This is a genomic window from Rhodococcus sp. OK519 (genome assembly GCF_003051005.1).
Lineage (GTDB): Bacteria > Actinomycetota > Actinomycetes > Mycobacteriales > Mycobacteriaceae > Prescottella.
Map to the genome: position 1 here is coordinate 457,564 of NZ_QAOW01000002.1, position 25,211 is coordinate 482,774.

General features: G+C 60.4%; 31 protein-coding genes and 1 tRNA gene. All 32 read right to left on the bottom strand.

What is annotated here, in order from left to right:
- Positions 1 to 2: 2 nt before the first annotated feature.
- Positions 3 to 1,076, bottom strand: a complete 1,074-nt coding sequence (locus tag C8K36_RS09475; protein WP_107984202.1) for a hypothetical protein — start codon at positions 1,074 to 1,076, stop codon at positions 3 to 5.
- A gap of 27 nt (positions 1,077 to 1,103) precedes the next feature.
- On the bottom strand, positions 1,104 to 1,448 hold the full coding sequence (locus tag C8K36_RS09480) for a hypothetical protein (protein WP_146176474.1): 345 nt from the start codon (positions 1,446 to 1,448) through the stop codon (positions 1,104 to 1,106).
- Positions 1,449 to 1,775: 327 nt separating this feature from the next.
- The gene (locus C8K36_RS09490) at positions 1,776 to 2,522 is read right to left on the bottom strand and encodes a peptidoglycan recognition protein family protein (RefSeq protein ID WP_107984204.1); all 747 of its coding nucleotides are present in this window, start codon (positions 2,520 to 2,522) and stop codon (positions 1,776 to 1,778) included.
- A gap of 19 nt (positions 2,523 to 2,541) precedes the next feature.
- Positions 2,542 to 4,116 carry a Gp37-like protein gene (locus C8K36_RS09495; RefSeq protein ID WP_107984205.1) on the bottom strand — a complete coding sequence of 525 codons (1,575 nt, stop codon included), beginning with the start codon at positions 4,114 to 4,116 and terminating at the stop codon, positions 2,542 to 2,544.
- A complete protein-coding gene (locus C8K36_RS09500) occupies positions 4,110 to 4,946 on the bottom strand; it encodes a hypothetical protein (protein ID WP_146176475.1) in 837 nt (278 codons plus the stop codon). The genes C8K36_RS09495 and C8K36_RS09500 overlap by 7 nt, the downstream gene beginning before the upstream one ends.
- Positions 4,947 to 5,001: 55 nt before the next feature.
- The gene (locus tag C8K36_RS09505; protein WP_107984207.1) at positions 5,002 to 9,291 is read right to left on the bottom strand and encodes a hypothetical protein; all 4,290 of its coding nucleotides are present in this window, start codon (positions 9,289 to 9,291) and stop codon (positions 5,002 to 5,004) included.
- A 19-nt stretch (positions 9,292 to 9,310) separates the two neighbouring features.
- Complete coding sequence (locus C8K36_RS09510) at positions 9,311 to 9,589, bottom strand: hypothetical protein (protein ID WP_146176476.1); 279 nt, start codon at positions 9,587 to 9,589, stop codon at positions 9,311 to 9,313.
- Positions 9,590 to 9,741: 152 nt separating this feature from the next.
- Positions 9,742 to 10,152, bottom strand: a complete 411-nt coding sequence (locus C8K36_RS09515; RefSeq protein ID WP_107984209.1) for a hypothetical protein — start codon at positions 10,150 to 10,152, stop codon at positions 9,742 to 9,744.
- Positions 10,153 to 10,401: 249 nt separating this feature from the next.
- Positions 10,402 to 11,067: a hypothetical protein gene (locus tag C8K36_RS09520; RefSeq protein WP_107984210.1), complete on the bottom strand. Its 666-nt coding sequence runs from the start codon at positions 11,065 to 11,067 to the stop codon at positions 10,402 to 10,404.
- A 32-nt stretch (positions 11,068 to 11,099) separates the two neighbouring features.
- Entirely contained in the window at positions 11,100 to 11,462 is a 363-nt protein-coding gene (locus C8K36_RS09525; protein ID WP_107984211.1) for a DUF3168 domain-containing protein, read from the bottom strand.
- Positions 11,462 to 11,776: a hypothetical protein gene (locus C8K36_RS09530; protein WP_107984212.1), complete on the bottom strand. Its 315-nt coding sequence runs from the start codon at positions 11,774 to 11,776 to the stop codon at positions 11,462 to 11,464. Before C8K36_RS09530 ends, C8K36_RS09525 begins: the two co-directional genes overlap by 1 nt.
- Positions 11,777 to 12,095: 319 nt before the next feature.
- The gene (locus C8K36_RS09540) at positions 12,096 to 12,563 is read right to left on the bottom strand and encodes a Gp19/Gp15/Gp42 family protein (protein ID WP_146176477.1); all 468 of its coding nucleotides are present in this window, start codon (positions 12,561 to 12,563) and stop codon (positions 12,096 to 12,098) included.
- A gap of 81 nt (positions 12,564 to 12,644) precedes the next feature.
- Positions 12,645 to 13,592 (bottom strand): phage major capsid protein, encoded by a 948-nt coding sequence (locus tag C8K36_RS09545; RefSeq protein WP_181319482.1) that lies wholly within the window; start codon positions 13,590 to 13,592, stop codon positions 12,645 to 12,647.
- A 40-nt stretch (positions 13,593 to 13,632) separates the two neighbouring features.
- Positions 13,633 to 14,082: a hypothetical protein gene (locus C8K36_RS09550; RefSeq protein ID WP_146176478.1), complete on the bottom strand. Its 450-nt coding sequence runs from the start codon at positions 14,080 to 14,082 to the stop codon at positions 13,633 to 13,635.
- Between the two features lie 70 nt (positions 14,083 to 14,152).
- Positions 14,153 to 14,809, bottom strand: coding sequence for a hypothetical protein (locus C8K36_RS09555; RefSeq protein ID WP_146176479.1), 657 nt, complete (start codon positions 14,807 to 14,809; stop codon positions 14,153 to 14,155).
- A 119-nt stretch (positions 14,810 to 14,928) separates the two neighbouring features.
- Complete coding sequence (locus C8K36_RS09560) at positions 14,929 to 16,197, bottom strand: phage portal protein (RefSeq protein WP_107984218.1); 1,269 nt, start codon at positions 16,195 to 16,197, stop codon at positions 14,929 to 14,931.
- Complete coding sequence (locus C8K36_RS09565) at positions 16,194 to 17,780, bottom strand: hypothetical protein (protein WP_219909999.1); 1,587 nt, start codon at positions 17,778 to 17,780, stop codon at positions 16,194 to 16,196. The genes C8K36_RS09560 and C8K36_RS09565 overlap by 4 nt, the downstream gene beginning before the upstream one ends.
- 22 nt (positions 17,781 to 17,802) lie before the next feature.
- Positions 17,803 to 18,159, bottom strand: coding sequence for a hypothetical protein (locus tag C8K36_RS09570; protein ID WP_219910000.1), 357 nt, complete (start codon positions 18,157 to 18,159; stop codon positions 17,803 to 17,805).
- A gap of 400 nt (positions 18,160 to 18,559) precedes the next feature.
- Positions 18,560 to 18,961, bottom strand: coding sequence for a DUF6221 family protein (locus C8K36_RS24535; protein WP_146176480.1), 402 nt, complete (start codon positions 18,959 to 18,961; stop codon positions 18,560 to 18,562).
- A gap of 9 nt (positions 18,962 to 18,970) precedes the next feature.
- On the bottom strand, positions 18,971 to 19,147 hold the full coding sequence (locus tag C8K36_RS24760; protein WP_181319483.1) for a hypothetical protein: 177 nt from the start codon (positions 19,145 to 19,147) through the stop codon (positions 18,971 to 18,973).
- A 7-nt stretch (positions 19,148 to 19,154) separates the two neighbouring features.
- Positions 19,155 to 20,234: a hypothetical protein gene (locus C8K36_RS09575; RefSeq protein WP_146176481.1), complete on the bottom strand. Its 1,080-nt coding sequence runs from the start codon at positions 20,232 to 20,234 to the stop codon at positions 19,155 to 19,157.
- A gap of 16 nt (positions 20,235 to 20,250) precedes the next feature.
- On the bottom strand, positions 20,251 to 20,565 hold the full coding sequence (locus C8K36_RS09580; RefSeq protein WP_107984222.1) for a hypothetical protein: 315 nt from the start codon (positions 20,563 to 20,565) through the stop codon (positions 20,251 to 20,253).
- Positions 20,566 to 21,069: 504 nt separating this feature from the next.
- Positions 21,070 to 21,363 (bottom strand): HNH endonuclease signature motif containing protein, encoded by a 294-nt coding sequence (locus C8K36_RS09585; protein ID WP_107984223.1) that lies wholly within the window; start codon positions 21,361 to 21,363, stop codon positions 21,070 to 21,072.
- Positions 21,364 to 21,549: 186 nt separating this feature from the next.
- Positions 21,550 to 21,729 (bottom strand): hypothetical protein, encoded by a 180-nt coding sequence (locus C8K36_RS09590; RefSeq protein ID WP_107984224.1) that lies wholly within the window; start codon positions 21,727 to 21,729, stop codon positions 21,550 to 21,552.
- On the bottom strand, positions 21,726 to 21,962 hold the full coding sequence (locus C8K36_RS09595; RefSeq protein WP_084982537.1) for a hypothetical protein: 237 nt from the start codon (positions 21,960 to 21,962) through the stop codon (positions 21,726 to 21,728). The genes C8K36_RS09590 and C8K36_RS09595 overlap by 4 nt, the downstream gene beginning before the upstream one ends.
- On the bottom strand, positions 21,962 to 22,114 hold the full coding sequence (locus C8K36_RS24765) for a hypothetical protein (protein WP_181319484.1): 153 nt from the start codon (positions 22,112 to 22,114) through the stop codon (positions 21,962 to 21,964). Before C8K36_RS24765 ends, C8K36_RS09595 begins: the two co-directional genes overlap by 1 nt.
- Positions 22,115 to 22,543: 429 nt before the next feature.
- On the bottom strand, positions 22,544 to 22,801 hold the full coding sequence (locus C8K36_RS24540) for a hypothetical protein (protein ID WP_146176482.1): 258 nt from the start codon (positions 22,799 to 22,801) through the stop codon (positions 22,544 to 22,546).
- Entirely contained in the window at positions 22,794 to 23,084 is a 291-nt protein-coding gene (locus C8K36_RS09605) for a glutaredoxin domain-containing protein (protein ID WP_107984343.1), read from the bottom strand. The genes C8K36_RS24540 and C8K36_RS09605 overlap by 8 nt, the downstream gene beginning before the upstream one ends.
- A gap of 29 nt (positions 23,085 to 23,113) precedes the next feature.
- Entirely contained in the window at positions 23,114 to 23,326 is a 213-nt protein-coding gene (locus C8K36_RS09610; protein ID WP_107984227.1) for a hypothetical protein, read from the bottom strand.
- Between the two features lie 69 nt (positions 23,327 to 23,395).
- A tRNA-Leu gene (locus C8K36_RS09615) sits at positions 23,396 to 23,472 on the bottom strand.
- A 401-nt stretch (positions 23,473 to 23,873) separates the two neighbouring features.
- A complete protein-coding gene (locus tag C8K36_RS09620; RefSeq protein WP_107984228.1) occupies positions 23,874 to 24,338 on the bottom strand; it encodes a hypothetical protein in 465 nt (154 codons plus the stop codon).
- 86 nt (positions 24,339 to 24,424) lie between these two features.
- The gene (locus C8K36_RS09625) at positions 24,425 to 24,814 is read right to left on the bottom strand and encodes a hypothetical protein (protein WP_107984229.1); all 390 of its coding nucleotides are present in this window, start codon (positions 24,812 to 24,814) and stop codon (positions 24,425 to 24,427) included.
- Between the last annotated feature and the right edge of the window lie 397 nt (positions 24,815 to 25,211).

The following is a 25,211-nucleotide window of genomic DNA, read 5'->3' on the forward strand; positions in this document are numbered from 1 at the left end:
AATCACACCGGGATGCAAGTGACTTCGAGGAACGCGCCATCCTTCGACACCTGGAACGCGTCAGCACCCGAACCCAGATTCGACAAGTTCACGAAGTATTCGACCGGAGTGTTCGCGGGCACCACCGCAACCGGTGAACCCGGCCCGATCGGGCTAGACGCGCCAGCAGTGTCATAGCGGGGATTGATCTGCACCCAATGCGGCTGATCGATCGGCAGACTGTACGCCTGCGCACACAGCGTGCCATCAGGTGCTGTGGTCACCGAACCTGTGATCGGGGTCGTGTACACCACCCACAGGGTGATTTTGCTGTTCGCGCTCGCCCGCGCCACAACCCCGGAACGAACCGAAGGCCGGTACGCGAACGGCTGACCGGGTACCAGCATTCGGGCAATCCACCGAGACACGGGAGCCACGCCAGCTGGCACATCAACAGTGTTGAACTGGATTTCCGGAAGGAAGTAGGTGCTGGGAACCTTCACTGGCGCTGTCGTGTAGGTGCCGTCGCCCTTGCGGACAATCACATCACCCGCAGCCACACCCAACGCGGCCGAGAAATCAGCCGCCGACGCGATCGACGCAGCAGGACCAGTCAGCCCCCGATCGCCCTTCTCACCCTTGTCGCCCTTCTGCGAGATGACATTGATCCGGTAGTTCCCCGGCGACACCTCCTCGATCGAACCACCCGGTGTCGGACCGGACGAGAACACGCCACCCACCAGGTTCGGCATGTCCCCCTGATCGCCCTTCTGCCCGATGAAGTCCTCGCGCTCCACCAGATCCCGGCCGTTCCAAATCCAACCGGACGACGACCCATCAACCCCATACCAGTGGCCCGCCTCGGCCTCCGTCAAACCCTCCGCAATCGCGGCCAGATCCCCCACGGACGGCACCGAATACTGGTAGACAGGCGACGGCCCCGGATCACCCTTGTCGCCCTTGTCGCCCTTGTAGGCGGGAATGTTGATGTCGATGTGGTCGTCCACGAACTCAAGCACAGCCTTGTTCGTCTCTCGGACATCGAACGCGTCCTTGAACTTCATGTTCAGCTTCGTGTTGCGTTCGTACTGGTACATGGCTCCCCTATGAAATTATGTAACAACCTATTTCGCGGCAGCAGCCCGCAACTCTGCAAGCTCCCGGCGAAGATCACCAATCAGATCCGTCGCCTCACCCAACTGGGCACGAAGATCCGCAATATCCGCCTCAGACCGATGACGCTCCTGCTCAGCGAGATGCCGCTCCTGATCGGCCCGGACCCTCTCCCGCTGCTGCTCAACCAACACCGCATCAAGTTGCGCCGCCACACCCGCCAACTGTGTGGACAGGTACACGACACGCTGATCGTTAAGCATCTTCGCGGCAGCCTCAATCTCTATGCGCCGCTGAATCCTTGCCGCCTTCAGACCCGACATCCACCGCCAGATCGACCCCGCAAGCGTCCTCACCCAAGGGAGGGTCACAGCAACCACCGCTGCGACCACTCCCGCATACAAGACCCAAGGGTGGGACGACGTATCAGACTCCATCGCCCTTCACTGCAGGCTCAGCCGCCAACCACGGAGCGAACCTGTTGATCAAAAGATTCACTCGCGGATCCGCCAACGCGCCAGTGATAGCGCCACACACCGCCACCGCCTGCGCCATCAGACCAGCCGGCGGAACACCAGACGCAAGAATCACAGTCGGTATCAGCGACGCCAAACCAACGATCGCAGCAAACACAGTGCGAGCGATAGCCCGCCACGGATACGCAACCTGAGTAGGAGCAGCCATCACTTACCACCCTTCAGCAGATCAGCAACAGCATCCACAAGCGTCTTACCGCCCAGCTGCTTCCAACCCTTGTACTGGCCCGCGTTCCGCTGGCCTTCGCCACACAGCTGCTCCCGAATGTCCTTCACGTCAGACCCGATCGGGCCTACGAACTTCGTGATGAAATCCTTGATATCTGCCACTTCCGCTGCACTCATCGGCACATCCCCCTTGTTCCCGCCGCCACCAGCGGCAATCTGCTTCGCCCGCTCAATCACCACGTCATACGGGAAGTTGTAACCCGGATCCCAATGGTCAGACTCTCGGAACGCATCACGGATCTCGATGTGCCCACACACGCCCCGCACACCCGCACGCACCTGATCTCCATTGATCTTCACCAGCGGAATCCCGTACTTCTTATGCCATTCCGCGTACCGCATAGCCGTGCGCTCCAACAGCTTCGCCTCACGAAGCCACCGGTCACGGGACCACTCAGCCCGCCCCATCACACACGTGTGCAAACCGGCCTTGTTACCCTTCGGCATCGCGCCCCACGCCTGCTTGTTGTCCGGGACGAGGCGCACCTCTTCACCATCGAAGTCCACCATCGTCTGATAGCTGCCGGCCTTCGTGCGCTCCAAATACCCGATGACACTGGTGTTGCCACCCTCGGACTCTGTGGTGTGCTGCACGATCACCTGCTTGGTGTTGTCAGCGTTGTTCCACAGCCCGTTCATCTGCTCTCTGTACGGATACAGATCCACAGAATCACCCCTTATTCAGTTAGACATTCACCGCTTGGAAGTTCACTGCCTCCTGCAGCCCCTTCAACAAACGCATACTCTTCGCAGACGGATCCTCATCCACCCGATCATCACCAATCGTCGCCGTCACCATCACCCGCTCAGACCGCGAATCCCGCACCTTCACCCCACGCATCCGGTCATACGACACCTCACCGTCATCCTCCAAACCACAGATCGAACCAACCCTGTAGTCGTAGAACGCCAGGAACGGATACCCATCCATCACCTCAAGCGTCATCGCCCGCTGCCCGCGACCCTCATTCAAAGCCCGCTCAGCAACCTGATTCGCCGCAAACGTGTACCCCGCCTGCGCATTCGCGAAGCCCTCAGGGAACCCCAAGATCCCCATATCGGCCTTCGTCTTCTGATCCACGAACTTCTGGAACGCCAAAAACACGTCCTTGAACAGCGACGCCAACAGCCCAGACAAGCCCGGCAGCACAGCCATCGACAACAGCGCGAACACCCACGTCACCGCAAGCTCCGCAACCATGTCCACAAGCTCGTTCAACCACGTAGGCGACTTACCACCCACCACCACGCTGTAATACAGCGGATGCTTCACCGTCAAACGAGAATTCGCCACACCAGACGACTCAGACGACCACACCACAGACGGAATCTCAGCCCGCCGAAACAAACCATCCACAGCATCCGCCAGGCCCGGCAGCAGAAACCCGCCCACAGTCGAAATGAACCCAGCAACGATCTGCCCCAACGCATCCGCAAGCCCATCCAAGAACGTCTGCGTGTTGATCACACCCGATTCCTTCGGGTTATCAACCACCTCAACCAGATACTGTGCCTTCGTCAGATACAAGTCGGGATGCGGCTGCGGATCACCAGGAAGCCACAAGCGGATGATCAGACGGCACGACGAGTTATCCAACCAGCCCTGAAACAGTTCATCCAACGGCACCATGCGGGCAACACCCACAACCCACTCCGTTGTATCCAGGTGCTTCTTGAACGGGATCATCGTGATCGGTAGACCCAGACGCTTCGCGTTCGGCGTCAGATAGTGATCGATCACAGTGCGGATCGGGCCGATAGCGATGTCCTGCGGAGGGAACTGAACCTCCGGCGCCGACCTCGGGTTACCGAACGCCAGGATCGCATGGAACCAGGCGTAGTCATCGATCAGCGACAGGGTGATCTTCCGCTGTCCCCGCACACCCTCACGCGTCGCGATATCGACACGCCCCGACCAACGCTCATCGTTGTAGGTGACCGTGATCGGAACCACCGTACGATCCACCGACATACACAGTCTGGCGAACTCATGATCGGATGGGATGATGATCTCGCCCGTGCCGACCTGGTTCCACAGGAACTCGACCTCAGCCGACTCATAGTTGTTGACCAGGCCGAGCGCCTCAAGCTTGTTCGAGTAGATGACAATCTCGAACAGTGCGCGACCGCCCACCTTCGGATTCGGTTGCAGCACATCGAACAGCAGTGCTGCCGCATCATCATCCAACGGCCCCGGTGTTAGATGCGCGTCCGGGTCGAACACAATCCCCAAACGATCATTCAGAGTCGCTGTCACCACGGCCCCCGGTTCTTCGGATCAATCCGAACCGTCACCGACGACTCCGCAGTCCCATCAACGAACCGCATCCCGCCCAGGTCAAACACCGAGTTCCGGGCGACAGGCACCCGAAACCGCCGCGGGTCCATGTCCTTGAACAGATTCTCCGCAGGATTCTCAACCACCAACGTGCGGTGATCCGGATCAGTGTCCAGCCGCAACACCTGCCCGGGCTTCAACTTCGGCAACGTCACCAAACGGCCATCACCATCCGGGATCTGCAGTGCGCCAGGCCCCTTCACGATCGCCGTGTAGAACGCCGGCCGATTGCCCGGATTCCGAAGCTTCACCGGCTTCTCACCGTTCACCCACGTCACCGTGCGCTCAAGACCAGACCACCACGGATACTCCGCAATCAGCGGCAAGTTGTACGCCTGGAACCCAAGCATCCCACCGTCTTTCGGGTAGACGATCTCCGGGACATCGTCCAAACGGACATCCAGCCACCACCAGCCAGACTCCCGCGTCAACACATAGATCCGAGACTGCACATCGAAATCGATCCCCTCAAGGAACGACTCAGACAGTGACCGGAACCCAACCTTCGCAGTCTGCGAAATGTGCACGGGCATCTCGAACTTGCTCGGATCGATCACCGACCCCAACCAAGTCGCACCCTCCTGCCGGGCACCCTTCGAAAACAAGTTCTGTCCAGGCGGGCCGTACGTGTTCGCCCAACCCTCCAACACTTGGATACCGCCGTCAGCAGCAGTCATATCCCAGACCGGGCCGTGGTTCTCTGCCCCGCACCAGATCACATGCGCACGACCATCACGAAACAGTTCACCCATAATCATCCTGTATTCAGTTGTGTGAGGGGCACACCCGAAGATGTGCCCCGTCTAGCTACATGCGGTAGCGGCGACCGCGATTGATCTCATGCCGCCGCTGCTCCCGATACGCCGACTCCGTGTCCACCGCCTGAATGTTCGTGTTGCCGTATCCGACACCAGCAGACACCAGCGACTCGACCATGCCGCCCCAGTTGTCGATCGCATACTTCTCGACACGCGACCACGACGACTCCTGCAGATCCGCCCACTTATCGACCTCAATCTGCCGATCCGATGCGGTAGCAATCTGCGCTTCGACAGCAGGATCCAGGCGGGGCGCGTCCCCGAACTGGTCTGCCATCAACGTTTCGCCACGGAACAATCGGTCCCGGAAGCCCGGATCCGTCAACGCCTTCACAATCTCCGACAGGCGCTGCATGTTCTCCGGATTCAGGACGTACTCGTTGACGCCGGTACCGTTGTAGACCGCAGTCAACCCCGGCTTGAGCACGCCACCCGTATCGCGGGACACCCACGACAGCGGATTCAACCGCTCCCCAACATCCTTCGCCTTCTCATACAGATTCCGAAGACCATCAGTGAAGCCCTGAATCCGATCCATGATCTCCTCACGGACCGCATCCTTCACCCCGTCGAACAAGGCCGGCGCGATCTCCTTGAACGGGCCATCACCGAGCAGCTTGCCCATCCCTGCGCTGATCGCATCACCAAGAGGCGACACCATCTTGTCGAACAGTTCCCCAGCCTTACGTGCCAGGAACCCCTTCTGCTCACCCTGAGACGGGCCACCATCACCGCCACCCGGTCCGGGATCAACGAACGCACCGTCCACAATCGGCAGATGGAACTGCCACGGGAACATACTGTTCGTAGCACCACGAGCACCCCTGCCATAGCGGACACCCTCACCACCCGACGACTCAACATTCAGATCCGGGAGGCCCTCAACACCTGACAGCGTGCCAGCCATATGGCCGCCACCATCACCACCAGGGTTATCGAACACACCGAACGACAGACCAGCACCCAAACCCGGTTTGATGCCCAGAGGGCCACCCGATGCAGGGTTGAACGAGCCCGTGTAGCCGTAACGCTGCCACGGATTCCGCCCCAACACTTCCGCCGCGATCGACAGCAGGAAACCCGAGCAGTCGAACGATGATCCAACCCCCGAAGGGCCAGCCCACTCGTACGGCTTACCGTCCTGCGCCTTCGCGAAATCATGACCGCGCTTCAACATCTCCCAAGCGGGATCCTCGCGTTGGACACGGCCACCGTCAGCCATCCCCCACTGGAACATTCCCTCACCAGATGGGTTCTTGCCCTGCAGTGCTGCCTGGTTGAACGCGAGTAGGTTGTCTGCGCCAGCAGCATTCACTGCGGGTACAGACATGACGACTTCGCCGGGCATCAGGTTGCGGAGGACAGAGTCCTTACCGCGTACCGCACCGGGTTCGAGGGGAACCATGCCGCCTGTCGCCATACCGGGGACACCACTGAGTGCACCGCCCTCGCCGAGTTCCTTGATCGGAACCCAATCCGGGAGACGGTTGCCCAGGAACGAATCAACCTTCGACCAGGCAGCGCCGATGCCGTTGTTGAAGACTTCCCGGATCACCCAGTCAATCGGTGCCGCAAGGTATCCCTTCAGTTTCGACCAGTCACCCTTGATGGCCTCAACGGCAGCATTGAAGAACCCTGAGACGCCGGGCAGCTTTTCCCCGATCTTCTCGAACACGGGCAGGATGTCGTCCCGCCAGGTGTCCTTGATCGTGGATGTGAGGGTGTTCCAGCCTTCCTTGGCTTTCTCCTTGATGTTCTCTGTGACTGAGGATCCGATGTCGCCGAGCTTGCCCTTGATGCCGTCGAACGCGGGGAACAGTTTCGTGTCCCAGCCGTCCTTGACATCACCGGTTAGCCCGTTCCAGATGGTCCGCCAGTCTTCGAGCTTCTTGGGATCGAAGCCGTCAGCGAGCGGATCCTTGGTGCGGACGATGCTGCGACCCGGGCCACCGCCCTGAGTGTTGCCCAGGATCTCCTTGACATCATCCGTAGACGGGTTGTCCCCGGATCCGTCCTCATGACGATCGCCCCACAAGCCGAAACCGGTTCGGAGTTGCTTCCACCAGCCGTCATCGTTGTCGTTGCGAAGCCACCGATTAGCGGACCGACCCAACCCCATCCACGGCGCCTCAAAGCCGCCTGAAGGCTCAGCCTCATCACCGAACAACCAGTCACCAGTCGTGTCCTTGATGACACCCCAAGTGCCTCGCCCAGTCTCCGTATTGTTCGCTCCAGGCGACCCAGCAGGCCCCTCAGAGACCGACCCGCCAGGAGCGCCACCACCCAACAAGCCCTGCGCAGCAAACACAAACTGCAGCGACTTCTCCACAAGCTGCAAAAGCAGCGTGACCGTGGACTTCACGTTGTCCCAAAAGTCAGCCATCTTCGAGGCGTTCTCGGGATTGTTCATCCAATCCGCGAACTCGCGCATCTTCTTGGTGATGCCCTCAACCATCGACTCGCCGGTCTTGTCCGAAGTCGAGAACAGGCCACCGATCACGCGCCCGATCTCAACGAACATGTCCTTCAACTGGCGGAACGCATCCGCCGACTCCTGAAGGAACGACCGAATCTTGTTCTGCCCCTCATCAGAACTCGTCCACTCATGAAACTTCTTCATGGTGTCTTCGAACGAGCCACTCAACTTCGGCAGAAACTCAGACCCGACAGCAGCAATATCCTGCAGCGCACCCAGCAGATCCGACAGGCCATTCATCAACGGCTGAATCGAGTTCTTCGTGTTCTCAAGGATCTTCGTCCAGTCCAACTTCGAAGAATCCGAACCCAGATCTGCTAGTGCGCCCTTCAGCCCGCCATTGATCTCAGTAGCGATCCCACCCAAGCCCGCCTTGAACGCAGGCAGCAGATTCGCCGACAGGTTAACAACCTCGTCACCAAACCCCTTGAACAGGTTCTCCTGCACAAGCATCCGCAGACTACGCCACTCGCCACCCAGCCCCCGAACCTTCTGCACAAAATCGCGGGCAGCCGGCGACAGATCATTCAACGCATCCCGGTAGGCGTCAGCCGCCTCCGACCCCGCCTCCATCGCCTCAGTCAACGAATCCTGCGCATCAACAATCCGCTTCTGCGCATCCTCATTCGCGCGGGCAGCATCCTCGACAGCCTCGGTGACACCTTGTTCGGCTTCAGCTTGGGCGTCCTTGGCGTCACGAACCTTCTTCGAGCCCTCGACACCGACGCGGGCAGCGTCAGCCGCCTCTGCCTTCAGGTCCTTGTTCCGCTGCTGTGTCTCCAGCAGTCGCTGCACAGCCTGCTCGTAGTCGATACGAGCGTTGCGTCGGTCGTCCGCATCCGCGCCCGAACCGAACTGGTTGGCTTCGCGCAGCCGCTTACGCGCATCCGTTACCGCACTTTCAGAGGCCTGCTCATCCCAGTAGGCGCCACGCAACGAAAGCTGATAGTTGTCCAACTCCCGGCGGGCATCCACCCGCGCCTGAGTCAGCGCCTCTTCTGCCCGCTGTGACGCCTTCTTCGCTGCCGCAACACGCTTCTCACCATCAACCTGTGTACGTGCCGCAGCCTTCGCGGCATCCGCAACCTGCCGCTGCGCCTTCTCCTGCTGCTTCGCAGAACTCCGGGCTTCCTTCGCAGCGTTATCCGACTCCTTCGATGCCGCCCTGAACGCCTTGAACACGCCCGTAGAGCCGATAACGATCGTCGCGAGCGATGCAGCAGCAGCAGCACCCGCAGCGGGGAGCAGCGCGACCACACCCAACGCCTGCGACAGTTGACCAATCAACGGGATCAGCGACACCGCCGCCAAAGCAACCAACGCTGCTGTGGCCAAACCGACCGGATTCAGCAGCCCAGACGCCGCCCCACCAATGCCGCCGATCGTGTGCGAGGTTGAACTAGCCGCCGAAGCAGCAGCCTGCAACGCCGCGATCTGCGCCAACGCCGCAGTGATATCCATATCGACGTTCATGTGCAACGTGCGATGCATCGCCTGGAACTCAGCCAACTGCAACTTCGCCTGCGTGAAATCCAAATCCACATTGAGCGTGACCTTTTCGCCCGCCCCGAGCGACTGGAGCTCCGCACGAGCCTGCGTCAGATCGATCTTCGCATCAATCTTCACGTCCTCGCTCAACCCAGTGAGCGCAGCCCGCACCTTGTCGCGGATGTGGTCTGTGTCCGGGTCCACACGGATCTTCGGGTTCGGCCCCTCATTGAGCTTTTCCCGCACCTTCGTGTGGAAACCAGTCAGATCGGGTACCAGCTTGATCTTCGCTGAACCAGCCTCATACGTCGCCATACCCGGTACCTCTATTTAGTTATGTAGCCCCCAACCGGGCCAAATGTTCATCAACCTCGACGTCATCACGACGCCTCAACTCAAGCTCCAAAGCCGTTGTCGGATACGGTTTCAAATCCAGACGACCAACCTTGTTCCCATTCACCGCCAACAGGGTTGCTGTCAGCTTCTTTAGGTGGTTCACCACATCGCGGAGTTCCCGCAACTCTGGGGTGAAACCAGCCGGTGTGAGAACAGGTACAGCAGTGTCGTCAGGGTTGTACTGGTCGGCCCAATAGCGGGCCAGATCGGTGTCCATCGCCTGCGCAGACTTGTAGTCCGACCACGAGGGAAGCCGCTTCAAGAACCGGAACAGTTCCGTCCACGGCCTCACCCCACGAAAGTAGTCGTACAGGTCAATCCGCAAGTGAACACGAAGATCCCATGCGATCGACTCGCCGAACTTGTTGATCAGTCGGACGAGCCCACGGAACCCCCCGGCACATCATCCCCACCAACGCCAGCCTTCTTCGGCACCAGATGCGCCATGATGTCATCGAACAGCTTCTCCGTCACCTGGACAGGCTTCGCTTCGAGCGCCGCCCACAGCCGATCAATCTCATCCCCAACAAGCACACTGAGCATGATCTTGATGCCCTCGATCACCGAGGTCGCCTGCTCCGTCGCATCGTCCATCGCATTCAGGCGCGCCTGCAACTCCAGGCGCTCACCCACCGTCTCCGGAATCTCAATCACGATCGGAGGACTCAGCGGAATCACATACGGCTCAGGCTTCACATACTCCTCACCCAAAGCCTCCGAACAGAACTGGTCCCACAGATCCACATCCTGCTTCGGCGTGATCTTCCGAACTGTACCCACAACGACTCCCCTTCGACTCTTCTATTTACTTGTCGGACTTCACAACAGGCTTCGGCAACTCCGGCCGCACCTGCTTCACCCGGTAGCCCTGCGCCTCAAGATTCACACGCTCAACAGCGGAACCCACACGCACCTCAACCCCCCGAGGGGACACCAACACAACATTCATCACACACCCACACACCCTCTCCCCCGAGAAGGAAACCGGGTGCCGCCCAGGGGAGAACAAGACGACACCCGGAAACTCACCTACGGTGTTGCGTCCCAGCCCATCTTCTCCAGCAGCGGCTTCCAACCCGGACCACCGAACGCCCACGCAATCGCATAGCCCTCTTCCGAATCGACCTTCGCCTTACCGGTGATCGGGTACGCCATCGCAGACTCCTGGCCCGCGGACTGCTCACCAACAGACGTGATCTGGAACTTCGGCGCGATACGCCAAATGTAGATCGCATCATCACCCGCACCATCGATACCCAGATGCAGGTAGCGGTAGAAGCGGGTAGCCGGCGCGGTCGGCTCCTTGATCCACAGTTCGCCCGTGGTCGCGTCCGGGGTGACACTCGTCAGATCAGCACCCGTGTACAACTCCAGCGTCTTACGCCGCGTCTCATGCGGAGTCAGCGTGATCGTCGTGTTCTTCCCGATGATGTCCTCACGAGACGACTCCATGTCGCCCCACGACTTCACCTCAGTGGTCTGAACATCCGGGGTGTACGTCGGCGCACCATCCGCCGCGATCTTGCCCAGAGACTCGAAACCCACAGGCAGCGCCTGCAGTTCCGCGTTCGCGCCCGTAGTGAACGCAGTCGGGATCGCGATACTGTCGTCAGCGACGAACACCGCACCCTTGAGCTGCTTACGGATCAGCTCGTTCTTGAAGTCGAGCAGAGTGTCGACTGTCGTTGCAGCCATATGGCTCTCCTATGAAATTGTCTATTCAGTTGTTACTGGCGGCGCATCAACAGTTGATACGTCGCAATCAGCCGGCGATCATCCGGATCTATGTCCGGGATCTGCATGGGGCCGACAAGGCAGCCAGTGTCATCGACGAGGATCCCGTTGACCTTCGAAGCTGCGGCAGTCTCAATCAGCCTGCGGCACTGTCGGGCCATCGCTTTGGCCTGAGCTGCGGACTGCGCGAAGCACTCCACCTCAACCTCAGGGAAGTCCGTCACATCATCATCAGTGCCACCCACACGGGACACCCGAATGTGCGGCATCGGCGTCTCAGGACTGGCCATCGTGCACGTGAACGCGACCTGCTCAAGCAGATCCATCACCACAGACTCGGCGTCAGGAAACTCCATCAGACGCTCCCAATCTTCCGTGCCACAGCCCGCAGATTCCGCTCAGCATCGTTGTTCACCGTGCCCCACTCCCTGTAAGCCGAATACGGGGCGTACGCGATGACCTCGCCGATCATGCGGTCCTTGCGTTTGCCGCCCACTGTCGTCTGGTAGCGGACCTCGCGAGCATTCCTGCCCGTCTTCCGCTTCACCCCAGCCCGGTACAGGGCGATCGCCATTTCACCCTTGTGCTGCAGGTGGCGCCGCAGATCCCCCGATGTGCTCAGGTACGCCGCCATGCCCTTGCGGTTCGGGTTGTATGTGTAGGCACTCACTCGACCTCCTGGAACCGGATCGTCAAGTTCGTAGCCCGCCGAGAACGCCCGTACTGCTGAACGAACGGCTTACCCACGACCCGACATAGCCGGTCCTCGACCTCCAGGCGATCTACCGCAGTCGCATCAGATCCGATAGGCGCGAGCAGCCGGCCACTCGACACCGAACCCTCACGCCGCTCGCCACGGGGAACATCCTCCGTGTCATCCCACTCGACCCCGCACGGACCAATCTTGTGCGACTCCTCGAACTGGGCGTCACCCTCACGATCCCGAGGCCCCCGCCGCAACACCTGAATCATCTGACCGTTACGGAACCTCACCAGAACCCCCGCTCAGCCATCGAATCATGCGCAGGCCAACCAGACTGAAACCACAAGTCCGGGGCGATCGTGTTCCGGCCCGCCAAATAGCCGTCAGTCGCCGGCGCAACACCAGACGACCCACGAGCACCCAACAGGGTCCACTCCTCAGCGAGAACCGTCAGAAAGCCTGCAGCAGCCCGAGTGTCCACCTGATAGGAGAATGAACCAGCCTGCTCCGACCTGTACCCATCCGGATTCCGCAACACACGACACACCGCATTCGCCTGAACCATCACCACCGACTCGTGATCCAGACGCTCATCCTCAAGGCGTGTCTGTAGGTCCGGGATCCGCGCCAGAATCATTCTCGCCGCGTCGTTTACGAGGACGCCCGCGAGGTCTCGTTCCGCCTGTTCCAGCGGCCGCCCCATCCGTGCTTCCACGTCCTCCACGGTCGCCAGATTCGCCGGTATCTGCGCCACCAGCCAACTCCCAATCGCCAGACGGCGGGACCACACAATGAATGATCCCGCCGTTGCTTCTATGCCTGAAACGGGCCATGACTACGGGGCGACCGGGACAGCATCGTCGTAGGCAACGAACGCGTTCTTATCGGTGATGACCCAGCCGAAGATCGCCTCAACGAGGTACGCCTCAAGGTTCTGCTGCCACAGGTGCACAAGAGTGCCGTTGTCATTCAGCGTCGCCTGATCCGTGCGAGACACGGTCATCTGCTCCGCGAAGCCGTACTTCAGCGCCGACCAGTCACCACCCAGGGCACGCACCTTGTTGTCAGTGCCACCACCGATGTAGCGACCCGACACGGACTTGCCGTACGCGACGGGGAGGCCGAGCAGTGAGCCGAAGCCGTCCTTCAGGTTCACTGAGTCCTGGTAGATCGGGCGACCCTGCAGATCAGTCGCCGTCAGAAGCGACTGCTTCAGGCGCGGATCGGCAGCGAAGCCGCTGAACTCGCCGAAGTCGTAGTTCTCGGTGACCAGGTTGTAGCCGTTCACCAGATCAGTCGTCAGGCCACCGTTCGCCTTCGTGGTCGTGCCCAGCTCCACACGCTGCGTGGTCTGATTCACGAACTCCTTACCAGCAATCACGCCAGTCACCGGATTCGTGCCATGCAGCACAGCCATATCGAACGCACGAGTAATCGCGTTCGTCATGTCATCCGCAATGTTCTCCAAGATCCCGAGAGGATTCTTCATACGAAGCTCCTTCGAGAAGTACGTGACCGCAGCGACCTTGATCGGAGTGATCGTCTTGGTCGTGTAGTCGGTCTTCGTGATCGGCTTCAGCTGACCTTCACCGACAACACCAGCCTGAACGTGACCGGTCTGGACCGCGATCGCGGCACCCTCAAGAGGGATGGGGGTCTGGCCCGAGAGTCGGGAGACCACGGACTGTTCCTGCACCCGCTTGAGGATGCTCTGCGCCATAGGCTTCGGAACAAGGTTCTTCGAGTTCGCTTCAGCGAACGTAGTTGCGCCAACAGCAGGCATGGGTACTCCTATGAAGTTGTTATTTAGTTGTGTGGTGGTGCTACTCGGCGCCGAAGAAGGCTTCTGCCATCTCCACGCGAGGATCCTTCGCCGGGTCCTGATTGACCTGGGCGGGATCGACCCGCACCCCACCATTGCTTGAAGCCAAAGCCGCCAGGGCGTCAGCAGAGGTCTTCCACTCGTCCTCGGAAGCGCCAACGATCATCGGCACCACGTTGAGCGGGAGACCCTTCGAGACAGCCAGACTCGTCTTCGCGAGCGCAGTTTCCGCCGCCGAATGCTTGCCTGTCAGGTCATCGATTTGCGACTGAAACGCGGTCGCCTTCTGTTCGATCTCCGCGTCCTTAGCGGACAGCGCAGTCTCAGCATCACCGAGTCGCGACCTCAGCCCCTGAGACTCCTTCCGGAGATCCTTGATCTCGGTCTGCGCCCACTCAGGCAGATCCTCCACCTTCGTCAGAACAGACAGGTCAACAGTCGAGTCAGTCACATTGCCTCCTGGGCAAAGTCAGATGGCCGCCAGGGCCAGAAACAAGAAAAGCGACCGCCAGGGCCGCCAATTACGCCACAGTCCGAAGATCCGGAATCTGCGGCAAGTCATGGTCATTCAAGTACCGGCGCACAGCATTGATGCCATGCGTGTCAGGATGCTCCGCCGCCGCCTTCTCATAGAACGCATACAGCCGGCGAGCCTCAGCCCAACCAGGCCACGTCTTACGGTTGAACACCGGCACAGCGATGCAATCGCAGTTCGGGTGGTACCCCTGCATGTCACCGCCATACAAGGCCGTGTTCCGCGACGAATACACCGCGCCACGCGACGCGAGGGTCACACAGAACGGGCAGTTGTCAGCGCCAGTGAGCATCCGCGCCCAACCCTGAGCCTCCACACCAGGCGGGCGAGACTCATTCTGGGCCTTCGCTGAATCCTCGGGGACAGCACGGGCAGCAGCCTCAACATGCTTCACCACCGTCCCCACCACAGCATCAATCGGATTGACCTTGTTGCTATCCAAAGCCTCATCGACACCAGCCTGCAGGAACTCGCGCTTGTACTCACGAATCTCAGGAATCGGCGGCGGGGTCTTAGCCCCCTGGACGGCACGCTGGGCGTCCATAAACTCGACCGCCACCCCATACGCCTCCTCGCGGGCAACCGTCACCTGAGGCAACACCACATCCACGAACGCCGCCCGATACTCCATCGGCACAACCACAACGTCACCCTGCGGGGCACCCACATTCCGGGGACCCAACAACAGCAACGCTGCAGCATGCGCAACCTTTAGCACGCCCCGCGAAATCAGATCCAGCCTGCGCCTGTACGCGCCCGGCGTCACAGACCCACCGCCGCCAACGCCGGATTACGACGCAACTCCTCAGCACGCTTCCGCTGCTCCGGAGAAAACCCGATCGTCTCCAACGCCATATCCGCCGGCAACAGCCCCGACTCGTACAGCTTCACAGCCGCATCAGTCTTCGCCGCCAACGTCGGAGTAGCCGCATCCCGCCACACAGTCTCCAAGCGCATCGCAGGAGACGCATCACGACCCGCCTGACGCATCGCACACCGCATCGTCCGCTCCCACGAAGAACCGAACGACCGCTGCTTACGCTCTGCACGCTTCACGAGCCGCTCACGAGCCGCCACGATCGCCTCAGCCGACGCAGGGTTCTCCGACGTGAATCCGAGGAAGTCCGGAGGCAGACCCGACAGCGCAGACACGATCCGCGCGTACTGGTTCACAACCTCCGTGAAGTTCCGCAGATCCGCACCCTCGAACTGGCCGGCCTTGCCGTTCTCGTTTTCGAACGCCTGGACATGCCCGATGTACGCCTGCCAACGCGGAACCTGATTGCCCTCAGGGTCTACGAAATCCTTGGCTTCAGCGCCCATCACCCAGCGCTGCGGGATCGCCACAAGCTCCTGAGCAATCTGCAAATTCGTCAACGTTCGGGACGCAGCATCGGTGAGCCCCATGACATCCTGCATCTCCGAGACGCCACGACGATCACCGATCCGCGAACGGTTCGTGAACGGAGTCACCGGCACCGTGCCCATGTTGTGGACAACAGTCTTGTCCTGCTTCCAATCACCAAGACTGCCCCGGTAGTACACCGTCACATCAGGCAGATAGTGGGCAGCCCACTTCACCCGATCCGGCGTCTCATACAGGCGCACAGCCTCAGCAACATCCCGCGTCAACGGATCGATATGACAGGCCATTCCCTGGCCCGTGTGGGAGGTGATCGCAGGCGCACCATCACGCGTCTGACCGACAATCGTGAACGCTTTCCGCTGCACCAACGCCTCGGTATGCACCAGCGACGACTCATCATCCAAGTTGTTCGCCTGCCACCACGACCACAACTCGTCATCAGTCTTATCCGAGCCGGCCAGCCGGAACCCCTCAACATCGAGACGCTCCTCAACCGAATCCACGACCAGCCGAGGCCAATTCACCACCAGTTCAAGCACCCGAACCTCAGGCGGCAACGACACACCCAACGCGTCCAGACGCTTCGAACCCTGGTAGTACGCCTCCAACTTTTGGCGGTCCTGTGTCCCCGACCCCGCCTGCTCCACAAGCGTAGAAAAACTCATAGCACCAGTACCTTCCGGCTCCCCCGCCGCTTACCGGACTCCAACAACAGAGTCCTAGCCATATCCGCCAACAAAGCAGCCGCATACCCATCAACTTTTCGGGAAGACTCCCGATGCTCCTTACCGAACGACACACCAAACTGGTTCAACCGCCGGCGAGCATTCAAAACATGCTCAGTCAGCACCGAACTCTTCGTATGCCGCACAACACCATCCGTGACAGCAGCCACCAGACGCTCATTCGCCCGCGTGATGTCCATCAGCCCGCGCCGCATATCCCAACCCACAGTCGACTTCGGCGACGCCTTCACCAACAACTGACCACGGAAGTCCTGCGACCACTGATCCACATACGACTCCCACAGAGCCACATCGGCGAAGAACCCGGACACCTTGTATGTGGACATCGCCCACCGCACAGTGCCATCCACGTCCGTCCGATCAATCTCCCAATCGGGCCAGCCGTCAGGCTTCTCCCAGATCTTGATCGGCTCAAACAGTCTGTCCGACAACCTGCAAGCCACCAACGCAGTAGCGTCATCCGACTTACCGCCATCGAACCCGAGCGTGATCTCATCCCCAGGCTGCAACCGATCATCCGTGCCACACGCCTCCCACTCATGCGGAGCAACAAGCGCATCCGAAGCCGCCACAACCTGATTCAGATAGAACCGGCGCGCCTCCTCGGGCGTCGTAGCACGGTCCAGGATCTCCTGCACCAGACGATCAACATCCAGCCAGGTCGAATCCCCGCGAGCATCAATCAGACCCGCACGCAACGACTCCACATCATCCAAAGTGGTTGTAGCGGGAGCCTCAGTCGCGTCGTAGTAGATGCCCGTATCGACCGCCTGACCGCCACGCACCTTCACAAACGCCTCATAGTCCAACTCCGCAACAGACCCCATGCCAGGGATATGCGCGTTCTGGATAGCCATCGACCGGGCATCACCACCACGCGACTTACCCAAATTTCGGCGAATAACCGCAGCCATCGCAATGCCGTTGTTGTTCTCCAACCAGCCCTGCGTCTCATTCAAAACCACATACGACGGACGCCCACCCTCAAGAGCAAGCGGAGACGACGTAACCGCCTCAATCCGCCCACCATTGCGGTAGTAGATGATCTCCTTACCGAGATCCACCCCATACTCGACCTGAGCGTCCTTCGACAACATCGGCCCAAGCAGCGTCATCGTGTTGCGTGTCTGATCCTTCGACACCGCCGCGATCTGAATCCACGGCGCAGGATGCTGCTTCCCCACTGGACGACCATCAGCAGTCCAACGAGCAAACCGGCACGGCCCCAACGCCTCAAACCACACCACCGCAGCAATGAACGGGTCCTTGCCCCACCCCTTCATCCGCCGCAACACACCACGCCGAAACCGGAAACGGCCGCCATCATCCAGCTCGTACCAGCGCAACAGAATCCGCAACTGCTCACGCGTCAACCGAAACTTCGAACCCGCGTCAGGCCCATCCGCCTGCACCAAATTCTCAGTCATCCACCGGGCAGCAAGCCACCCCAACGTGCGGTCATCCGCCGGCACATAATCATCAATCGACCGAACAACAGACACAATCGCCCCCAAGGGCGATCAGTCACTCGGCCATACGCCGATAGTTGTCCATGATCGCCACATTCTCGTCATCAACCGGGGCCGAATCCGCGCGCTCAAGCTCAACGCGAGCACGACGACGATCCCCCTCCGTAACCAACAGACGCTCAAACGCCGAATAGATCGACTGCAACATCTGCCCAGAACGCCTCTCCGCAGACTTGTAGTACGACAAGTCATCCATCAGAGAGAACGCGAAAGCCCAATCCGAAGGCTCATAGAACTGCGCTTGCCCTGACTCCCCCAGCGCCTCCCACAACGCTGCAGCAATCGGATGCCACTTGAGATCCCCCGCCGGCTGCACCGAACCAGCCACAACCCCCACAGAAGCAGAAGTCACATCCGTCTTGTTCCTACGCCGACGCTCAGTAGAACGCTTAGGCACCGGACCCGGCATACGCCCCACCAACCTTTCACGTCGTATGCAAAACTTTTCATCAAACCTGCAGGTCGTTCTCACCCCAACGACTCCCAAACCCGTACACAGCCCGAGGTGCTATGCGGCGACGGGGAGGGGGACGGGGGGCAGGGGGTTATCCCCCCACCCTTGTGTAACTTCTTGCATGGTCATGAATGGAGCGTGTGTGCCATGTTGCTGGTTGACATCCCTGCCCTGTGGAGGAAGTCGTCCTCGGTGAGTGGCTCATCCCATGGCTTGTTGTCGTAGCGCCATCCGTCTGGGTCGAGGATGTGGATGCTCTTCTCGGTGCACCATTCGGTTGGCGTTTTGAGTGTGGTGGTCATGGTGTCCATTCGGGGTTGTAGTCCTGATGATTGCTATACGCGGCAGCCATCGCGGGCAGGACGCCAGTCAGGTACTCGGTCCACAGGTCGTTGTCGAACGGGTCGTCGTGAAGTTCCTGGGCTCGCGTGAGCACGCGCCTTTTGGCTTCTACTTCGCGTAGTGCCCGTGCAGGATCATGACGAGCAATGTGATCCGCATGTGCCATGCGTACGTCGCCAATGTCATGGCCGCATATCGGGTAGTGGCCTGACATGACGTAACCCCACAAGCCTGTGCCTGTTCCGTCGTCTTTCGCGCGCCAAGTTCCGTTGCCGCTGCGTTCGGATTCGATGGCTTCCTTGGCGGTCTGTTCGTCTTCGTTGATGCGTGCGTGTAGGAAGTCGATCAACTCCACCATCTCAACCCTTCACTCCTCGTACAGATACGCCACTGTCGCCCACTGCCCAGGCCCGTAAGCCAGGATCATCTCGCCGTCGATGTAGAACTGGAGTGCGCCACTCTTGTGGATCTTCATCTTGTCGGCTCCGACATCGAAGCTGGGTGCGGTGTCTTCCACCCCGAATGCGACATCCCAACGCTTCACTGTTCTCCTATACGAGGCTCATGCGGGACACCTGCCCCGACTTCAACAGATAAACCAGGCCACCACGCTTGCCATCCCCACCGGCCCGTTCACGGAACCAGTCAGACCCACAGTCGTAGGTGGGTGAACACACCCGCGTCACATCCCTTGTCGTGTTCAGTGACCACTCGTGCTCGTGCCCGTGCTGCAGGATCTGGGTACCGCGCGCGTCCTGCCGCCCGAAGTCCTGCCCGCGCAGCCAGTCCAAGCCTTTGCCCCTGGACCACTGATGGCCGTGTACGACAGTGACTGTGGTGTCGCCAACGGGGACGGTTAGCGATCCGGACCACTTATCTGGGGTTCGGACCTCTACGTGGCTGTATGCCTTGGGGTTGAGCAGCATCGCGTCCTTCACGGCCAGCGCGCACTCTGTCGCCCAGTTATCTCCTGGGTAGGTGTTCCACTGGCGTTGCGCTTCGTCGTGGTTACCGCCTACGACATCGAGGTACACCTTGTCTGCGAGTGGCGCCAACGCATCCACTGTGTGGAGCATGAGCCGGCGCAGGATCCGAACTTGTTCGGTGATGGTTTCCTGGGTCAACCAGGCGTTCTTGCCGCCTTGGCTTACTACGCCTTCGATGCAGTCGCCGGGCATTGAGATTTGGATGCCTTCGATGCCGTGGCGTTTGAGGTGTTTGTGTTCGTCTACGGCTGCTTGGAGTGAGTCGTAGTAGCGTTCGATGATCTGTTCGGTGGAACCATCGCGGGATCGTTTGCCGATTTGCTGATCCCCGGCCTGGAAGACCATCCAGTGGCCTTTGCCGCCCTGCTGCTTGTGTGGGCGGGTACGAGCGGTCAGCTTGTCGAGATCCGCGGGCTTGGGTTTGTCTACCGGCTGGTACCGGTACGTGGTGTACACGGTCGTACCGTCGTCAGCGATCTTCCTCGTTGCTGCTGGTGGTTTGAGGAAGGTGGTTGTGTCGGGGTTGAGTCCACAAGCCTGCAGGATGCCTTCAACCGTGTTGGGTTGATGCGGTCCGACGATGGTTGTGGTTTGTGGTCCGGTGGGTGTGCTCGCGGGTGCGAGTAGTTGTGCGAGTGTCCCCACGTTCAGCCCCTAAAAGTCAGTTGTTCATGGTGTAGCTTCCTTGCCCGGCAGGCGCTTTGTCTGTCGCGGTGGTGCCGCACCAAACCTGAACGGGTTTGAGCGGGTCGGGCATCGGCGTCCATTTGGATGGATCCGGATACGGGTGTGTGGCGGGCACGGACCAGGTCTGCCCAGGGTGTACCTGCGGGGAAGGCCTCGGTGCCGCAAGCGGCTTGCCGTAGGTGAGTTCGTAGTCGATCTCGGCGTCTTCGAGTTCGCCTTGCAGCTTGGCGATGAGGTCGCGGATCTCAGGGGTTGTGTCGCCCTTGATCTTTAGCTCAATGCTTGTCACAACAGCACCTCCCGGTCAGGTGGTCTTTGGTCGATGTCAGCCCGCCCGCATACCCGGCCCGTGTGAAGAGTCGGTGTTGTTCGGCTGCTGACCGTGGCTGCTCGTTGAGGTAGCGGGTGTAGGCGGTGCGGTCGTCGTTGTCGAGGGTGTCTAGCCATGCCCCGGTTTTGCAGCGCGTCATTGGCCCCTCAGTGGTCGTAGACGCCGCAGAGGGCGCACAGGTAGAACAGGAACACCGCCAACTGCACCTCAGACAAGCCCTCTACCCGCACCATGCGTCCTGCCTAGCGAGCAAAGCCTCATCCACCGGAGCCGGTGCACCCTTACGCGCCCCAATCGGCTCCTTGTACACCGTGACCAGTCGGTAGCAGTCAGGTCGATTCGGCTCGTTCGGATGACATAGCGAGTACGACTTGTCATCCTTGAATACGCCGCTGTATCCGCCCGCGAAGTCCCCCATTGGGCGACCGCAGTGGTCACATGGTCCGCTTCTCACGTCTCCCCCTAGCTCAAATCCCCTGGATGCTTCTCAGGCCTACGCAACCGCGACTGCCCGCCACCACGCCCGCGAGCCCGGTAGTTTTCCTGCGCGTTACACGCCTTGCATGCCGCCCGCAGATTGGTTGGATCGTCTGTCCCGCCACGCGATACAGGCACAATGTGGTCAACCTCGGCTGCCCGTCCTGTGCACCTGTCGCCGCGGATCCTGCACATGTAGCCGTCGCGGTGGAGGACGAACCGTCTAACCCTGTCCGACAGTCGTTGTCGGGGTTTCTTGGTGTGCCACCTGTGAGTCATTGTTGGAGTAGCCCTCAATCACACGAACACCCGCCCCGTGCAGCGCACGAGCTACCCGGTCAGGCATGAACATGCGAATGTTTTGTGCCGGGAGTTGGCCTTCTGCGGGTAGGCGGATGGTTTCGATCAGTTGCTGTAGTTGCTGGATTTCGTTGAGTGTTTGCGGGTCTGGTGCCGCCGGCGCAGTCACTTGGCCGCCTCCACTGGTCGCGGGGTGCCGTGCTTGATGAACGAGAGCGACCACGTCTTCCCGCCCACCAACTGAGTGATCCGCATAGGCCAGTAGGCACGGAACGGTCGCTGATCATTGAGGCTGACCATCGCGAGCTTCGTTGTCGTGTTCGGCAGATACTCGCGAAGGCTCATTCTGCGATCTCCCATCCCAAACCATTCACCAACCGCCGAAACACCCGACCACCATGCGACTCCGCAAACGCCTGCGCCTCATGCCCGCTCATACACTCCACAACCACCTCACCGTTGATCACCGCCCACTGCGGGACACTCCTGTCCGGTTGCGTGAAGCTGTCGATCATGCCGTCTGCGAGTGCAATGTAGCGGTCTTGGATGTCGTTTTCTGTGGGAAGTGGTGGGATCATCACGCCTTCTCTAGTTCAGCTTCGAACACGCCACCGATGAGTCCGCGCTCGTTCCAGCGGGTTTCGACGCATCGCACGTACCGCACCGCCATGCCATCCACCCGCGCGCGCTTGGTCCAAGCGTCGTAGGCTGCCTTCGCCAGTTCGTCCATGGTTGCTCCAGCCCGGCTACTGGCTGTGAGTCGTCGTGTGCCGTCAGGCAGCATGGTTTCCGCAATCCCCCTCAACACGCCCTCCGCGAACGAGCCATACCCAAGAGCAGCGACCGATTCAGGTTCGCAACCGCCCACCGCAGATGCGGAGATTCAGCAGCCGACTCAGTGATCACATACTGTGCGACACGTCTGCCAACGACAGTCGCCGCGTTCTCCAGATCGACCATCGTCCACCCCTCGAACAAGCTGCCCTTGACTTGTCGTCGCGCGATGACTTCTTCCTTGTTCGCGCACACCAGGATGTGGTCGCCTTTGGTCTCCACCCAGTTCCTCCAAATGTTGGTGTGTGGGCCGCCGCTCAACGTCCTAGGACGGAACGCGCCCACTCTCGGGGAGCCACCCCTCTACCCGAGCAGCCAAAATCAGTCAGACACGCACGAATCGCTCGCCGCGGCCATTGCACCAGCGCCCGTTGCGTCTTCGGTCGGTATAGAGCACGCCTTCGGGTACGTCCTGCCAGCGTAACCAGGGCCCCTCATCCGAGAGCGCTTCGCCCGAACCGGTGATCTCAACCTTGATCGGCACAGTCAGCGAGTACGTGCCCAACTCAATCTCTTGGCCGTTCACCCGCGTGTACACAGGTAACGTCACCGGAACCTTGATCTCGGTGGGTGTTTCAGCCACGGTCGTCCAACCCCTCACGCTCCACCAAATCAGTAGCCCGCACACGAACATCCCGCACCACCGGCACATCCATCAACGCATCAATCCGGTCCGGCGAGTACCCCGACCACACCCGATCACCAGCAACCACCACCGGAGCCTGCATGTGGCCTTCAGCCTTGAACCAGGCGATCGCAGCCTCATCAAACTCAGCCAACCGGTACTCGATACCGTTCTTGTCGAGTCGGCGGATCGTGGCATCGCATTGGACACAAGGCTTTTTGGTGTAGACGGTGACAGTCACTAACAACCTTTCAACAAGCTGGGGATAAGTCAGGCGCGCGTACTGCACCTGCGCATCGAGGGAAACAACAGTTCGAGGAAGATGCCCGTGGCCGACAACAGGAGCACCATGGGATTCATCGCGACCAGGCCGACAACGCCAAATGCTGCATACGTCAACAGGAAGAATCTGCCCAAGATGCCCGCGCCACGCCAGACATCGATCACCTTGGAGGCGATCTTCGACACGAAGTTCTTTGCCACTAGTTCCCCATCCATTCGTGCCTAGTCGCGCAACAGGACATGCCCTTGTACCGGCTCGGAACCTCCACCTGGTGCCTCTCCCCGGATTCGAACCGGGAACTACCGCCCTTTGATGGCGGCTCCTCTGCCAGTTGGGACAGAGAGGCAGACGCTCCCCCACCCGAAGACAGGGGACGCTATTCAATTGTCAGACTGTGAGTTTGCCGCTACGACGCAGCTCCTAACCAGCCCGTGACTGTGAGTGATTCAGAACTAGGACACGATCACATTCTAGGTGCCCCACCAACCCCCGCAACCACTCACACAAACAACACTAAACACTCACCCGGCAACGACCTTTTATGCCCACGCCCCCACCCCGCACGACACCGCCGAGACACATACCTACGCCGTGACTCATCCCGCGCCCACACCAAAGACCGCGTCTCATACCACCAACCATCCGCCCGCCGAACAGCCCGAACCAACCCCTGCGCCCGCCACAAACGCAGAGTCCGCTCCGACCTGTCCACCAACCGCCGCGCATCCCACTCATCCACCCACACACTCACACCTCAAACAGGACAGGCTCAACGGACGCCTCCACCGCCGGCACCCCCACCACAGACACCAACCCCGGAAACAACGCCAAATGCCTGCCACGAACCCCACGCACATCCTCAACCATCTCCACAGGCGGCTGCCACCCCGACACCAACAGCCGCCGAAACCCGCGCGACAGTGAGACAGCAGGCCGCGCATCGTCATACAAAATCCCCCGCACACGCCCACCCCGATCCCGCCACACAAAGCCTTCATGCTGGACGCCACACACGCCACCCCAAAACGCCAACGTGGCAAGCTCCAAATCGGCAGCATCCAGGGCGTCAACATTCAGGGGCGGCTTCGACTTCGGCTTGTCGACACTTGTCCGTGGATCATCCGACTCCACTACCCGCTTCGCCCCGATCTGCGACCGCAGAAACCCGATCACGTCCGGGGCAGTCGTCACAAGATGCAGCAGTTCGCCCACGATTCCCCTCCGATAGTGCTCGATGCAGATTCGCCAGATAGGTGGCACGCCTGTCCGCTTGGTAGGTGTGCCACCACTCCCGGATGTCAGTCATCCATCACCTCCCTGCATGCTTGGTGACCCTTGCTGTAGCCCGCCGCCTGCATCTCCCGGGCTAGCCCCGCAATAGCCTCTGGTGTTGCTGCAGCCCTGAAATCCGCTGTCGTGTTGTCCAGGACCACACCAGCAATCTCAAACGCCGCACGATGCTTCTCACTGGTACTGCCGTAGACGCGCTTCGCTGCGATCACCGCCTCCGCAAGCCCCACCAACCGCTCCCCCGCCGTCTCCTCACGCGTCGGCCCCCGCATCGACTCCAACTCGCTGAAGGTCAGCCCAGACATGCCGCCATCCCCCTCAGCCACCCAGAGCGTTGCGCCTTGCTCATCGTGGGCAGTCCAGCGGACGTTCTCGTAGTCCCGGCGGGCGTTGACCATGCGATTTCCTCCTTGTAGCGGTGCACACCCTTCACGTGTGGGGTGCGGTCGCATTGGATGATGATGGTTTCTCGGGTGTGGTTGGGGGTGTCGGGTGGCCGGGCTTCTAGGTATTCACGGCAGCGGCTCACGGCTGGTCACCGCCCTCCGCGAGGAGAACCTGCTCGCAGTCGTCGCACAGGTCGCGGTACGTGTACCGCTTGCAGGTCTCGTCGTGCGGCCAACGAGTGCCGTCGTCACGCCGATCGGCACAGATCGCGTACCGATGACCTGTTCCCTCGCCAATCCCGCATCGGTGGCAGAGGGCTTCGCCCTGGTAGTGATCGGGAGGGAGTCGGTCACTCACCGTGCTCACCGCCCTCCGCGGCCATGCGAGCCTCGAGTCGTTGAACAGCGG